The organism is Actinomadura sp. BRA 177, from assembly GCF_013372625.1.
In the GTDB taxonomy this organism is placed as follows: Bacteria; Actinomycetota; Actinomycetes; order Streptosporangiales; family Streptosporangiaceae; genus Spirillospora.
Genome location: NZ_JABXFD010000622.1, coordinates 1 through 13,981 on the forward strand (window position 1 = coordinate 1; position 13,981 = coordinate 13,981).

At 71.6% G+C, this 13,981-nt stretch carries 15 protein-coding genes; 7 read left to right on the plus strand and 8 right to left on the minus strand.

Translation table 11 applies throughout. The annotated features are described in order from the left end of the window. Together HUX53_RS34855 and HUX53_RS34860 are read right to left on the minus strand one after the other, a co-directional pair. A partial coding sequence (locus HUX53_RS34855) for a transposase (protein WP_176407538.1) occupies positions 1-871 on the minus strand: 871 nt, incomplete at its 3' end. A 104-nt stretch (positions 872-975) separates the two neighbouring features. Then, positions 976-1,542 carry a hypothetical protein gene (locus HUX53_RS34860; RefSeq protein WP_176407539.1) on the minus strand — a complete coding sequence of 189 codons (567 nt, stop codon included), beginning with the start codon at positions 1,540-1,542 and terminating at the stop codon, positions 976-978. A gap of 198 nt (positions 1,543-1,740) precedes the next feature. Here HUX53_RS34860 and HUX53_RS34865 point away from each other — a divergent pair, with 198 nt between their 5' ends. From HUX53_RS34865 to HUX53_RS34890, 6 genes are all read left to right on the plus strand, one after another. Next, positions 1,741-2,037 (plus strand): hypothetical protein, encoded by a 297-nt coding sequence (locus HUX53_RS34865; protein WP_176407540.1) that lies wholly within the window; start codon positions 1,741-1,743, stop codon positions 2,035-2,037. Between the two features lie 382 nt (positions 2,038-2,419). Beyond that, positions 2,420-3,499, plus strand: coding sequence for a sugar ABC transporter substrate-binding protein (locus tag HUX53_RS34870; protein WP_176407541.1), 1,080 nt, complete (start codon positions 2,420-2,422; stop codon positions 3,497-3,499). A 117-nt stretch (positions 3,500-3,616) separates the two neighbouring features. Further along, positions 3,617-4,402, plus strand: coding sequence for an ATP-binding cassette domain-containing protein (locus tag HUX53_RS34875; protein WP_176407542.1), 786 nt, complete (start codon positions 3,617-3,619; stop codon positions 4,400-4,402). 41 nt (positions 4,403-4,443) lie between these two features. Continuing rightward, positions 4,444-5,691, plus strand: coding sequence for an ABC transporter permease (locus HUX53_RS34880; RefSeq protein WP_309237573.1), 1,248 nt, complete (start codon positions 4,444-4,446; stop codon positions 5,689-5,691). A 189-nt stretch (positions 5,692-5,880) separates the two neighbouring features. After that, complete coding sequence (locus HUX53_RS34885) at positions 5,881-6,639, plus strand: ATP-binding cassette domain-containing protein (RefSeq protein ID WP_176407550.1); 759 nt, start codon at positions 5,881-5,883, stop codon at positions 6,637-6,639. Beyond that, the gene (locus HUX53_RS34890; RefSeq protein WP_176407551.1) at positions 6,639-7,865 is read left to right on the plus strand and encodes an ROK family transcriptional regulator; all 1,227 of its coding nucleotides are present in this window, start codon (positions 6,639-6,641) and stop codon (positions 7,863-7,865) included. The genes HUX53_RS34885 and HUX53_RS34890 overlap by 1 nt, the downstream gene beginning before the upstream one ends. 6 nt (positions 7,866-7,871) lie before the next feature. Here HUX53_RS34890 and HUX53_RS34895 read toward each other — a convergent pair whose 3' ends face one another. The 3 genes from HUX53_RS34895 to HUX53_RS34905 all read right to left on the minus strand — a co-directional run bounded on the left by HUX53_RS34895 (position 7,872) and on the right by HUX53_RS34905 (position 11,127). Further along, entirely contained in the window at positions 7,872-9,062 is a 1,191-nt protein-coding gene (locus tag HUX53_RS34895) for a lysylphosphatidylglycerol synthase transmembrane domain-containing protein (protein ID WP_176407543.1), read from the minus strand. A gap of 178 nt (positions 9,063-9,240) precedes the next feature. Further along, positions 9,241-9,510, minus strand: a complete 270-nt coding sequence (locus tag HUX53_RS34900; RefSeq protein ID WP_176407544.1) for a hypothetical protein — start codon at positions 9,508-9,510, stop codon at positions 9,241-9,243. Between the two features lie 60 nt (positions 9,511-9,570). Beyond that, positions 9,571-11,127, minus strand: a complete 1,557-nt coding sequence (locus HUX53_RS34905; RefSeq protein ID WP_176407545.1) for a hypothetical protein — start codon at positions 11,125-11,127, stop codon at positions 9,571-9,573. A gap of 80 nt (positions 11,128-11,207) precedes the next feature. Here HUX53_RS34905 and HUX53_RS34910 point away from each other — a divergent pair, with 80 nt between their 5' ends. Beyond that, a complete protein-coding gene (locus tag HUX53_RS34910; RefSeq protein WP_176407546.1) occupies positions 11,208-11,912 on the plus strand; it encodes an HAD family hydrolase in 705 nt (234 codons plus the stop codon). On the opposite strand, the gene HUX53_RS34915 is transcribed toward HUX53_RS34910, so the two are convergent. The 3 genes from HUX53_RS34915 to HUX53_RS34925 form a co-directional block, all read right to left on the minus strand. Continuing rightward, entirely contained in the window at positions 11,901-12,965 is a 1,065-nt protein-coding gene (locus HUX53_RS34915) for a TRM11 family methyltransferase (RefSeq protein WP_176407547.1), read from the minus strand. The two genes, HUX53_RS34910 and HUX53_RS34915, sit on opposite strands and share 12 nt — an antisense overlap. 93 nt (positions 12,966-13,058) lie before the next feature. After that, on the minus strand, positions 13,059-13,412 hold the full coding sequence (locus tag HUX53_RS34920; protein WP_176407548.1) for a hypothetical protein: 354 nt from the start codon (positions 13,410-13,412) through the stop codon (positions 13,059-13,061). Between the two features lie 81 nt (positions 13,413-13,493). Next, on the minus strand, positions 13,494-13,981 hold a 488-nt coding region (locus HUX53_RS34925; RefSeq protein ID WP_309237574.1), incomplete at its 5' end, for a ferritin-like domain-containing protein.

Consider the following 13,981-nt stretch of genomic DNA (forward strand, 5'->3'; position numbering starts at 1 on the left):
GCTGGGGCTTGCGTAGCCGGACCCGCGCCCGGATACCGCCCAGGTCTTCCAGGGCGATGCCGTGCGTGGTGCGTTGAGCCTCGGTCACGATCTGCTTGGAGATGCGGTGGTTGGTGTCGGCCGCGAACCGCGCCTCACGGCCCGACAAATGGCGCAGCAGCCGCTTGGCCGACTTGGTGCCCTTGGCCTGAAGTTTGCTGCGCAGCCGGCGGTTCCGGTGCCGGACCTGGTTGATGTGCTTGCCGGTGTGGACGGTGCCGTCGCAGGTGGTGGCGATGTTGGCGATACCGAGGTCCACCCCGGTGAATCCGTCCGGGACGTACTGGGGTGCTTGGGGGACGTCGCAAGTGGCGTAGAGGTAGAAACAGCCACCGCGCCACACCAGGTCCGACTCGCCTCGTCGGCAGGCGGCCAGCAGCGCCGCCTGTTCGGCCGAACAGGCAAAAGGGATGCTCTTGCGTCTGCCGCGCACCGTCCAGATGCTGACGGTGCGGGCGTCGATCCGCCAGGAAAGGGACCGGTCGTCGAAGGGCTGGGCGGCGTCCTTGCGGAAACGGACCGGTGCACCCTCCACCCGCGCGCGGCGGGCGGATCCGACAGGCCCGTAGTTGCCCGCCTTCAGGTTCCCGGAGAACTTGGCGTAGGCCCCAGCGACTTTGCGGACGCAGTGGATCGCCGGCTGGGCCGACAGGCCCATCGCCTTCAACTCGTCGTAGACCAGCCGCTGCAGCGCGGTCTTGCCCTTGATGCCGGTGGCGTGCGCGCGGCGGGAGGCGTGGCAGGCGGCCTGGTTGCACAACTTCAGGGTCTCCCGCAGCGCGGCCTCTGTGGCGGCGTCGGGGAGCAGCTTCACCTGCACCACCAGCTTCACACCAGCATCATAGCATTCTGTGTCCATATCGTGACGGTAAGTTTGCAGGCGGTGTGTCAGGTGACATCGGGCAGGAGTCGCACCAACGGCAACTCTTGCCAAGATCAGTCGCGCTTCTGGGGGCGCGGGCGCGGACCGGTCAGGGCGGCGGCCCGTTCGATCGCCTGGAGCGCGAACTCCTGGGTGCGGGTGAGCCCGCGCGGCCCGACCGGGGACGAGCCCGGCTCGGCCTCCTTCGGCGCGCCCGCGAGCTGGGCCTTGGCGCTGAGCCCGTAGGACACGAACAGCAGCACGACGAACGCCGCCAGGTAGAGCAGGTGCTCGATCAGGCCGCCCCACCGGCCCTTGAACACGTCGAGGACGGCGAACATCGCGAACCCGGCCATCCAGCCCGCCAGCGGCGGCACGAACAGCATGTCGCGGCGGAGCACCACGCCCGCCACCGCGCTGAGGACGAGCAGCGCCTCGACCACCTTGGCGAAGACGAGCACGCCGGTCGCGGGGCCGGAGCCGAAGTAGCCCTCGATCTCGTCCAGCCGGTCGCCCCACAGCAGCACCGCGCTGACCAGGCCCGTCACCCCGTAGGCGATGATGAACACGCCGACCGCGTAGTGGAACCGGTGCCAGGTCCGCACGCCCGCGGCCGGCCGGACGTCCGCGCCCACCGTCATCTTCGTCCCCCTGTTCCCGTTCCATGTGCTACGCGCAAGATATCCCGGATAGGGTCCCGTGGACCTGTGAACGCGGGCCGTCCGCGCCCACCGGGCCGGTGGCGCACCGCGCTGACCTGCCGATGTGCTTGCACCCGGGCCGGTGAAGCGGGAGGGTGAAGACACGTCGGGCCGCGCGGAGTCCATGAGGGAACAAGGATGACGGCTGACGATACGGGAACGGCCGCGCCGTCGAAGACGCGGATCGAATATCTGGAAGAGCTCGGCGGTGAGCTGGTCAAGCGCGGCCTCCGGGTGCGCCTCACCCTGCCCCGCGGGCAGTCGCCGAGCCTGCACGTGCTGAACCCGGACGCCGCCGTGCTCACCGAGAACATCCTCGCGGAGCAGGGCGCGGACGGCTGGTGGTACTGGTGGTCGTGGGCCGAGCGCATCGCCGCCGCCGACGACGTCACGGGCGCCGCCGACCGCATCGCGGCGGTCCTCGCCGTGCGCTGACCGCCCGGCTTCTCTCCGGGGGACGATCCGAGCCCCGCACCGCCCGGTCCCGGGGGACGGACGGGCGGCCCGGCGGCTCGGGATGAATGTTGAGCCGCGAAACATTTTCGCCGGCGCGGCCCGGCGCGAGCGTGCCCGGGGCGCCGCGGCGGCGCCCCGCCGCGAGGTCCCGGCCATCCCGCCGATCACCCTAGTTGATCTCGCGTTACGTGATTGTTACCGCCGACAACAAATCAACGTGCCGTCAGGTCTGGCGCGACGGACAAGTGCGACATAAGTTGCGGGACACAACATTCACCCCGGTGGACGTGTGATCTCGCTCACCGGGCCCAAGCAGACCCCGGCCGCGCCACGGCGGCCGCCCCCAGAAAGGACCCGGGCAATGCGCAAGGGGATCCTCAGCCTGATGGCCCTCACGACGGCCGCGGCGCTCAGCCTCACCGCGTGCGGGGACGACGGCAACGACTCCGGCGGTGAAGCGGCCAAGGGCAAGGTCGGCGTGATCCTGCCCGACACGGCCTCGTCGCCGCGCTGGGAGAACTTCGACCGCCCCTACCTCGAGCAGGCCTTCAAGGCGGCCGGCATCGAGAGCGACATCCAGAACGCCGAGGGCTCGGCCCAGCGGTTCCAGACCATCGCCGACCAGATGCTGACCAGCGGCGTCACCGTCATGCTGATCACCGGCCTGGACTCCAACTCCGCCGCCGCCGTGCAGCGCAAGGCGCAGGCGCAGGGCGTCAAGACCATCGACTACGACCGGCTCACCCTCGGCGGCGTCGCCGACTACTACGTCTCCTTCGACAACGTGAAGGTCGGCGAGACGATGGGCGCCGGCCTGCAGAAGTGCCTGGGCGACAAGGACGCCAACATCGTCTACCTGAACGGCGCCCCGACCGACAACAACGCGACCCTGTTCGCCAAGGGCGCGCACAACGTCCTCGACAAGGTCTCCAACTACAAGAAGGTCGCCGAGCAGCCCGTCCCGGACTGGGAGGCCGAGAAGGCCGCGACGATCTTCGAGCAGATGTGGACCGAGCAGCACGGCAAGATCGACGGTGTGGTCGCCGCGAACGACAACCTCGGCAACGCGGTCATCTCGATCCTGAAGAAGAACAAGCGGGCCGGCGACGTCCCGGTCACCGGGCAGGACGCCACCGTGCAGGGCCTGCAGAACATCCTCGACGGCAACCAGTGCATGACGGTCTACAAGCCGACCAAGCAGGAGGCCGACGCGGCGGCCAAGCTCGCCATCTCGCTGATCAAGGGTGAGAAGGGCGAGACCACCGCCACCGAGCACGACCCGGTCGGCAAGCGGGACGTCCCGTCGGTGCTGCTGGAGCCGGTCAGCGTCACCAAGGAGAACGTCAAGCGGGTCGTCGACGACGGCGCCGTCAAGGCGGCCGACCTCTGCAAGGGGGCGTACGCGGCCAAGTGCGAGGCCGCCGGCATCAAGGTCCAGTAACGACCCCCGCCGACCTCGTGGCGGGCCCCATACCGCTGAGGGCGTCCCGGGCACCCGGAAGCCCGGGACGCCGGGGGCCCGCCACGGGCGTGCGGCAGCAACACCGGAAGGAAACTCGTGGCTGAAAACGGAGACCCCGTCCTCCGCCTGACCGGGCTCAACAAGAGCTTCGGCGCCGTCCACGTCCTGCACGACGTGGACTTCACGCTGCGGCTGGGCGAGGTGATGGCCCTCGTCGGCGACAACGGAGCGGGCAAGTCGACGCTGATCAAGTGCATCGCCGGCATCCACCCGATCGACTCGGGCCGGATCGAGTTCGACGGCCGCCCGGTCGCGATCGACGGGCCGCGCGCCGCGGCCGACCTCGGCATCGAGGTCGTGTACCAGGACCTCGCGCTCGCCGACAACCTCGACATCGTGCAGAACATGTTCCTCGGCCGCGAGCGCCGCTCCGGCCTCGTGCTGGACGAGGCGTCGATGGAGGAGTCCGCCCGGGAGGTCCTCGCCCGGCTGTCGGTCCGCACCGTCAAGTCCGTCCGCCAGCAGGTGTCGAGCCTGTCCGGCGGGCAGCGGCAGACGGTCGCCATCGCCAAGGCCGCGCTGTGGGAGTCCAAGGTCGTGATCCTGGACGAGCCCACCGCCGCGCTCGGCGTCGCGCAGACCCAGCAGGTGCTCAACCTCGTCCGGCGCCTCGCCGACAGCGGCCACGCCGTCGTGCTGATCTCGCACAACATGAACGACGTCTTCGAAGTGGCGGACCGCATCACCGCGCTGTACCTCGGCCGCGTCGCCGCGGACGTCGCCCGCTCCGAGGTCACCCACGGCCAGGTCGTGGAACTCATCACCGCCGGCCGTTCCGGTGATCTCGGCCTCGCGCCGACGACCGCCGCCGAAAGCATCTGAGGGGGGACCGCGTGTCCACCGACATCCCTAAGGAAACCGCCGTGAAACTGGCGGACTCCGACTTCGCGACCGACCGGCGCGATCACGACATGAGGTCGGCGGCGCTGGACTACTGGAACAAGATCAAGTCCGGTGAGCTGGGCGCGCTCCCCGCCATCCTCGGGCTGATCTCCCTGGTCATCCTGTTCACCGCGCTGAAGCCCGACACGTTCCTCAGCAAGGCGAACCTCGCCAACCTGTCCACCCAGGCGCTGCCGATCACGATCCTGGCGATGGGCCTGGTGTTCGTGCTGCTGGTCGGCGAGATCGACCTGTCGGCCGGCGTGGCGAGCGGGCTCAGCGCGGCCGTCATGGCCAAGCTCCTCGTGGACGGGGGCCAGCCCTGGTACGTCACGATGGCGAGCGCGGTGGTGACCGGCGTCGTCATCGGCGTCGTCATCGGCTGGCTCGTCGCCGTATTGCGCATTCCATCATTCGTCGTCACGCTCGCGTTCTTCCTCGGGCTGCAGGGCATCACGCTGCGGCTCATCGGCGAGGGCGGCACGGTGCCCGTCCGCGACGACGTCATCGTCGCGATCGCCACCAAGAACATGCCGATCTGGCTCGGCTGGGCGCTCGCCGTCGCCTGCTCCGTCGGCTACACCGCGACGCTGGTGCTGCGCTGGCGCCGCCAGCACGTCCGCGGCCTGCACTCCAAGCCGCTGCAGTTCGTGCTCGCCCAGTCCGCCGTCGTCGCCGCCGCACTGCTGATCAGCACCTACGTGCTCAGCCAGGACCGCGCGCCCAGCCCGCTGATCACGCTCGGCGGCATCCCCTGGGGCGTCCTGGTGGTCGGCGTCCTGCTGATCGCCTGCACGTTCGTGCTCGGCCGCACCGCCTACGGGCGGCACATCTACGCCGTCGGCGGCAACGCCGAGGCCGCGCGCCGGGCCGGCATCAACGTCACCCGCATCCGGATCTCCGTGTTCATGATCGGGTCCGGGCTGGCGGCGGTGAGCGGCATCGTGGCCGCGTCCCGGCTCAACTCGGTCGCCGTCGACGCGGGCGGCGGCAACACGCTGCTGTACGCGGTCGGCGCCGCCGTCATCGGCGGGACGAGCCTGTTCGGCGGGCGCGGCAAGGCCCGCGACGCCATCCTCGGCGGCCTCGTCATCGCCATCATCGAGAACGGCCTGGGACTGCTCGGTACCAAGGCGTACCTGAGCTTCCTCATCACCGGGGTGGTGCTCCTGCTCGCCGCCACCATGGACGCGCTGGCCCGGCGCCGGCGTTCGTCCGCCGGTCGATGAGGCCGCGGACGCGGTGATCCCGTGAACGCGGCCGGGGACGCCTGGGAGCCGGTGGCCCGCACCATCGGCTCCCAGGCGTGGCCGGACCCCGATTCCGGCGGTTCCGGCGCCGCGAGCGCGGCTGATACGCTCACGGACCACGACCGCCTGGCGCACGGCGGCGGTGCGGCACGGTGGGAGCCCCTCGGCATGTCAGTGACGCCGGCCTTGGACCTGCGCGGCATCGACAAGAGCTTCGGGTCCGTCAAGGTCCTGGACGACGTCTCGTTCTCGGCCTACCCCGGCGAGATCACCGCGCTCGTCGGCGACAACGGCGCCGGCAAGACCACGCTCGTGAACTGCATCGGCGGCGTCCACTCCCTCGACCGGGGCGTGTACCGGTTCGAGGGGCGGCCGGTGAAGGTCGCCAGCCCGCGCGCCGCCACCCGGCTCGGCATCGAGATCGTCCACCAGAACCTCGCGCTCTGCGAGAACCTCGACGTCGTCCAGAACCTCTTCCTCGGCCGGGAGCGGCGCAGCGGCCTCACCCTGGACGAGGACGACATGGAGGAGACGGCGCGCACCGCGCTGTCGGGGCTCGCGGTCCGCACGCTCGGCTCGGTCCGGCGGCGGGTCGCCACGCTGTCCGGCGGGCAGCGGCAGATCGTCGCGATCGCCCGCGCCGTCCTGCTGGAGGCCAAGGTCGTCGTGCTGGACGAGCCGTCCGCCGCGCTCGGCATCGCGCAGAGCCAGCAGGTCCTGGAGTTCGTCCGGCGGCTCGCCGACAAGGGCCTCGCCGTCGTGCTCATCTCGCACAACATGAACGACGTCTTCGCGGTCTCCGACCGGATCGCCGCGCTGTACCTCGGCCGGATGGTCGCCCAGGTCAGGACCGCCGACGTCACCCACCGCCAGGTGGTCGAGCTGATCACCTCGGGCACCGGGGGAGAGCTGGGGCTGCGCCGATGATGAAGGCGGGCCCATCTCAAGAGGACGTCCGGCGGCACAACCTCGGAACACTGCTGCGCTTCGTGCACCTGCGCGGCCCGGCGTCCCGGGCGACGCTCGCCGAGTCGCTCGGCCTCAACCGCAGCACGATCATGGCGCTGACGTCCGACCTCACCGCCGCCGGCCTGGTCCGCGAGGAGCTGCCGCGCGGCCCCGGGCGCCGCGCCGGGCGGCCGTCCCTCGTCGTCCGGCCCGAGTCCACCCGCGTGTACGTGCTGGCGTTCGAGGTCGGCGTCGACCGGCTCGTCGTCGCCCGCGTCGGCCTCGGCGGCGTCGTGCTGGACCGCCGCGAGGGCGTGCGGGCCCGCGACTCCGACCCTGCCGAACTGATCGGCGTGCTCGTCGCGGGCGCCCGGTCCCTGGTCCGCAAGGCCGAGCGCGACGCCGTCTGCGTCGGCGCCGCGCTGGGCTTCCCCGGCACCGTCCGCCGCGCCGACGACACCATCATGTTCGGGCCCAACCTGGACGTCGGCGACCTGCGGCTCGGCGACCTGCTGTCGCGCCGCCTCGGCCTCGGCATCCCCGTCTCGGTCTGCAACGACGCCAATCTCGGCGCCCTCGCCGAGCACGAGCGCGGCGCCGGGGTGAGCTGCGACAACCTCATCTACCTGCACGGCGACGTCGGCGTCGGCGGCGGCATCATCGCGCACGGCCGGCTGCTCGGCGGCGACGAGGGCTTCGGCGGCGAGATCGGCCACATGATCATCAACCCGGGGGGCCGGCGCTGCGCGTGCGGCTCGAAGGGCTGCCTGGAGGCCGAGGTGGGGGAGCGGGCCCTGCTGGACCACGCCGGCCGCGCGGAGACGCCCGGCCGGGCGGGACGCGACGCCGTCCGCGACGTCCTCGCGTCCGCCGACGCCGGCGACATCGTGGCGCGGGAGGCGCTGCACCGCGTCGGCACCTGGCTCGGCCTCGGCGTCGCCAACCTCGTCAACGTGTTCAACCCCGGCATGGTCGTCTTCGGCGGGACGCTCCGCGACATCTACCTCGGCGCCGCCGCGCAGATCCGCAGCGTCCTCGCCACCGGCGCCCTCGCCGCCCCCCGCGAGAAGGTCAAACTCCGCACCGCCGCCCTGGGCGACGACACCACCCTCGTGGGCGCCGCCGAATTCGCCTTCGCCGAGGTCCTCGCCGACCCCGTCCAGGTCCTGACCAGGCTCCGCGCCCCCGAAGACAGCCCGGTCTGAGCGCCGCTACGGGCGCCGGGCCTCCGGGGCCTGCAGCGGGACGGTGGTGTAGGGGGTGACGAACGCGAAGGCGGTCAGGCCGTCCATCAGGAAGTTGCCGACGGCGGTGAGGCGCGACCTGATCCGGGCGGGTTCGTGCAGGGTGGCCCAGGCCAGCCAGCCGACGGCTACGACGGCCCAGTAGGAGACCAGGCGGTAGACGCCCACGGCCGCCGCGGCGGGGGACAGGGTCGCGCCGAACGCGACCAGGGAGGCGGCCATGCTGCCCTCGATCGCGCCGAGCCCGCCCGGCAGCAGCGGCAGCATGCTGCCCGCCGCCTGCGCGGCGAAGTAGGCGATGGCGACGCCGTTCGGCGCGACGTCGATGCCGACCGCGTGCGCCGCCGACAGCAGCGCCAGGATGTCGAACACCCAGTTCAGCAGGGCGAGCGAGACGAGCGCCGCCCAGTCGCGGGCGGTCGGGCGCAGCACGTCGCGGACGCCGGCCAGCCGCTCGGCGTACGGGGCGATCCTGGGGTGGGCGAGCGCGAACCCGTGGGCGCGGCGCAGCGGTGCCGTGAGCCGGGCGCGCAGCCGCGGCCGGCGCAGGGCGGGGACGAGCGGGACCGCGAGGACCAGCGGGACCGACAGCGCGATCAGCGCGGGGCCGCGGGCGTGCGGGTCGGCGAGCAGCGCCAGCAGGCCGACCAGCGAGTAGGCGGTGGTGGTGATGACGCCGCCGGCGAGGATCACCGCCGTGGCGAGCCGCGCCGACGCCCCGCCGCGGCGGAACTGCCGGAACGTGTAGACGACGCTGACCGCCGGGCCCGCCGGCAGCGTCGTGGACAGCGCGTTGCCCGCGTAGGTGATCGCGAACGCGCGGCGCAGCGTCATCCGCAGGCCGCCGACGCGCAGCAGCCGGCGCTGCAGCCGGGCGAACGCGCCCATCGACCCCGCCACGGCCAGCACGACCATGGTGAGCCAGCCGGGATCGGCGTGCGATGCGGCCGTCCAGACGGCGCCGAGGTCGGGCAGCTCGTCGCGGTAGAGCGGGACGGCGGCGAGCGCCGCCAGGACCAGCGCCCACTGGGTGATAAGCCCCGCTTTGCGCCGCCACCACGGGCGCTGCGCCGCGTCGTCGTCAGACCCGCCGGACGGTGGGAACGGTGATTCGGCGTCGGCCGGGGGATGAGCCGGTGCCGCGACTGTCTCGTGCATGTCCCGGTCACCTCGCAAGCTCGCCCGCACTGCGCAACCTACGGCCCGCCTATGACATTCCCTTCGGTAGGGAAACGAACCGCAAAGGGGCCCCTGCCACACGCGTCACCGGAGGCCGCGCGCCACGGGCCGATCGGCGGGCGCCCGCACCCGGTTCCGGTGCGGGCGCCCGGCGCGGTCAGGGCCGCCGAGTGGGGTTGATCGCGTCGTCCTCGGCGGGGGTGATGGGGGAGGGGCGCTCCTCGTCGCCCTCCCGGGCCTCCTGCTCCTCGTACTCGGTGATGCCCAGCCCGTCCGGGCTCTGCTCGGGTTCCCCGATCACCAGGTCCCGGGGCGGGTCGTTCACGTACTCCTCGGTCAGGGCGATCTCCGAGTCCTGATCGTTGTCGCCCATGTCGTCCATGTCCTGGCGGAAGTCGCGGGTCTCACCGGGCTCGCGTGCCCTCATGGTTCCTCCCGATTCGCCTCGATTTTCCTGATCGAACCGGTATCCCCACTGACCGCGTCCCTACTCACGGTCCCGGACGGCGACGAGCCCGCCGACCACACCGACGTACGCGGAGCCGTCCGGGCCGATGTTGATGGGTGCCCAGTTGTTGTCGAACCACTTGCCCATGCCGGTGAGGACCTTGTAGACGGTCCGGCCTGTGTGGACGTCCACGGCGGTCAGGTACCAGGCGTCGAGGAGGTCCTTGCGAAGCTCCTTGGTGTAGAGGTACAGCAGCCCGGCCGGGACGGAGACCTTGGCCACGGTGGACGGCGAACGCTCCTTGCTCGTCCAGACGGTCTCGCAGCCCGTTCCGCCCGGCTTCACGTCCACGCGGCTCACCCCGCCCACAGACGACCCCCCGGGCGGAAGGTCGAAGAAGTTGCGGTAGCCGTAGTTGTTCTCGACGAACAGGCTGTTGCCGTAGCCGATGAGCGAGTTGTCCGTCGCGCTGGCCCCGCTGTTGAACACGGGGATCTGGCAGACGAGCTCACCGTCGTCCCGGCGGCGGACTATCACGTGCATGCGGTCGTCGGCGTTGTCGGTGATGGCCACATAGCCGTCACCGAAGAACGTGGGAGTCGTCCCCGAGCCCTGGTCGATCTGGCCGGACTTGCGTCCGGTCCCCCGGTCGTAGGGCTGACGCCACACGACCTTCGGCATGCCGCTCGCGTCGGCGCGCATCTGGTAGAGCGCATGGTCGGAGACGATCGAGAGACCGTTCTCGGCGGCGGCGAACGAGTTCTGGATGCTCTCACCGTCGAGCCGCGTCATCCGGACGGTGCCGGACTCGGGATTGACCGTGCCGACACGTCCGTTCCGCGTGATCCACCAGATCAGGCCGTCCCAGTCAGGGCCGACCGCGGTGATGGGGTCGCACTCGCCCTTCGGCCACGGATTCGTCCATGCGGGGCAGTCGTGGGGGAGGTACCCGCTCAGGTCCCAGTCGTCGGTCACCGTGAAGCGCCACTTGCCGTCCGGCCCCTTGTCGTGCGCGAAACGGCGCAGATGGAACGCCGAGTCCGCCAGCACGGCGCGGTCCTGCGGGTCCAGGTAGAGATACGCCCCGCCCGAGGTGTCGGTCATCACCTTGTCGAGGCTCAGCGAGAACACCGCCTGGACGGTGGACGGCCTGGGCGGCAGGTCGTACGTCGCGAGGTCCTTCAGCGTCTTCGGGTCGATCAGCCGCAGGACGAAGTTCTGCCCGCGCGTGCACTGCGCGACGATCAAACCCGTCCGGCGGGCGAACGTCACCGTCGAGCACAGCCCCGGCAGACCGCCGCCCTTGGCCTCGTTGAGCACCTCGGGATCGCGGCCCAGCGGACCGAGGAACGGGTACGTGTCGGACGCGTAGCTGTCGGCGTGCATGGACGACGTCCCCACCGGCCCCTGGTGCGGGTTGGCCGGAACAGGCCGTCCGGCCAGCGGATTCGGCGTCGCCGGCCCGCCGATGTACGCCGGTACGAAGCCCCTCCCCGGCCCGTCGGGGATCGGATCCGCCGCCGCCGGCGCGGCAGCGCCGGCCAAGGGGCCCGCGAGGGCGACGGTGAGGAGGGCGGCCAGCACGGGTCTGCGCATGGTGGGCTCCTAGACGGGACGTGGGGTGGCCCGGTCGCGCCCTCCGGGAAGATCCATCGCGTAACAGTACGATCCGGGGCATGGGCGTACAAGCTGTGATCTTCGATTGGGGCGGCACGCTGACCCCGTGGCACGACCTCGAACTGGCCGACATGTGGCGCGCGATCTGCTCCGCGCACCTGCCGCCGGACGCCGTCGAGAAGTCCGTCGCGGCGCTCTGCGAGGCGGAGGACGAACTGTGGCGCCGCGGCACCGAGGAGCACCGCAGCGCGACGCTCGCCGAGGCGTTCGCGATGGCGGGCGTGCAGCCCACCGAGGAACTCCTCCTGACGCACTTCGAGACCTGGACCCCGCACACCCACACCGACCCCGCCGTCCCCGGCCTGTTCCACGCCCTCCGCGAGCGCGGCATCAAGATCGGCGTCCTGTCCAACACCATCTGGACCCGCGAGTGGCACGAGCGCGTCTTCGCCCGCGACGACGTCCTCGGCCTGCTCGACGGCGCCGTCTACTCCAGCGAGATCCCCTGGACCAAGCCGCACGCCGAGGCGTTCCAGGCCGCCATGGACGCGGTCGGCGCCACCGACCCCGCGTCCTGCGTCTTCGTCGGCGACCGCCCGTACGACGACATCCACGGTGCCAAGTCGGCCGGTCTGCGCGCCGTCCAGATCTGGCACCAGACCACCCACGCCTTCGACCGCCCCGGCCTCACACCCCCGGACGCCCTCATCCACGGCCTGGACGAACTGCTCCCGCACGTGGAGCAGTGGGATTCAGCCAGATGACCGGCTTGCCACGATGAGGTCTCGGGAGATGGCCTGGTCCACGCGGTGGCGGAAGCCCCGGTAGGCGTCGGAGTCCTGAACCTCCAGGCCGGCCGCCGCGAGGATCTCCGCGAGCTGCTCGCGGCGGCCGACGAAGGTGTTCCAGGAGATGCCGATGGCGCCGCCCGGACGCAGCAGCCGCGCCCACTCGGGGACGGCGGCGGCCAGCAGCTCGACGGGACTGCGCGACAGTTGCGGCTTTCCCTTGCGTCCGGGCTGGGAGCCTTTGGGGCGGCTGCCGTGCTGGACGCCGTATGGCGCGTCCGTCACGATCAGGTCGAACGAGGCGGGGCGGAAGAACTTCCCGGCCCCGACGGAGTCGGCGTTCACGACGGTGATCTCCATCGTCTCGCCGCTCTTGTACCGCTCCTTGGACGCCCCCAGCGTCACGTGGAGGCGGCGCCCGAGGACGGCCTTCTCCCGCCGGATGCCGGCGACCTCGGCCTGGTGCTTGACCCGGTTGTTCTTCAGCCAGGTCTTGATGAAGGCCGCGTAGGCGTCGAAGTCCTTGCCGTCGATGTCGATCCCGGCGGCGTCCAGCCCGTACATCATGGCCTGGTTGAGGGTCGTGCCCCGCCCGCACATGGGGTCGAGGACGCGCGGACGGCCGGTCACCAGGTCCATGGGCGAATCCGTCGCCATCGCCGTGACGTTCAGCAGCAGCTTGGTGAAGTACTCGTTCGTCTTACCGGAGTACTTCTGGATGGTCAGCAGATCGCTGCCGAACACGTCGAGGGGCCGGAGCATGACCGGGCGCAGCAGTTCGCCCTCGATCTGGAACAGCGCATACAGCGACGACAGGTTCGACAGGAGACGGACGTCCTGATCCGTCAGCTCGTCGGCGGAGAACGTCACGTACGGGACGCCGCCGATATCCGTCTTTTGAACGTCGCGGACGCGTCCGCCGAGGGCGCGTTCACTGAACACGGTCAGCTCCGCCTTCACCAGGTCGGCGGCGGCTTGGGCGTAGACGCGGTTGTGCGAGGGAGAGACGAGAAGGCCGTACGCGGTCATTCGCAGAACCCTATGGGACGCCAAGAGCAGAGACCGCCGGGACAGATTCCCGGCGGCCCCCGCACGGCCCTTGGGTGGGCCGTTCCTCCCCGGTCAGGCCGCCCGCGCGGAACGTTCGGGCCGGTCGTCCGGATGCGCCGAGTCGTGCTCGGGAGCGTCCGGGGCGGCGGGCAGGGCCCGCGCGTCGCCGGCCGGAAGCTCCGCCTGGGCGGGACCCTCCACGGCCGGCAGGTCGGGAAGGTGCCGCGCGGCGGCGGTCAGCAGTTCCTGGACGCGGCTCTGCAGGCTCGCGAGGTCGGCGCGCGCCACGTCCGCCTGCGCCTGCGCCCTGCGGGCATGGCGCCGCGCGGCGTCGCGCTCGGCGGCGAGCCGGTTCAGCTGTTCACGGTAGGCGTCCCGCAGCTCGTCGAGGGCGCTGCGCCCGCTGTCCTGCGGAGTCGTGGTCACGTCTGGGCTCCTCCCCCGAGTAAGTCCCTCTGCAGAGACCAACGCGATCGATCCCGCGCATCGTTCCCGCCGTGCGGAAGATCACTCACCCGGTTCCGGACGCGGTGACAGCGCCGCCTGCGGCAGCCCCGGGAACGCGTCCCGCGGCACCGCGACGCCCGCCTTCTGCCGCCACCTGGCCGCCCGCGCCGCCGCCCGCTGCGCGCTGTCGGCGGCGAACGCCCGCAGGTCGGGGGAGGAGAGCCCGGCGAGGCCGACGTAGGCGGCGACGAGGTCGTCCTCCAGCGCCGCCGCGAGCCGGGCGGCGCTGCGGGCGTCGGTCACCCTGACGGGCAGCCGGTACGCGGGCGCCGCCGGAACCGGCTCGCCCGACAGGATCGACTCCAGCTCGTCGCGCTGGGCGCGGTGGCCGTCCCACATCTCCTTCGCGGTCTCCCGCAGCGACCCGCTCAGCCGGGCGCCGAGCACCCCGTACCCGTACAGGGCCGCGTGCTCGGCGGCCAGCGCCGTCCGCACCGGCCGGGCGCCGAGCACGCGGCCCTGTACGGGCTGTCTCTTATACCCATCCC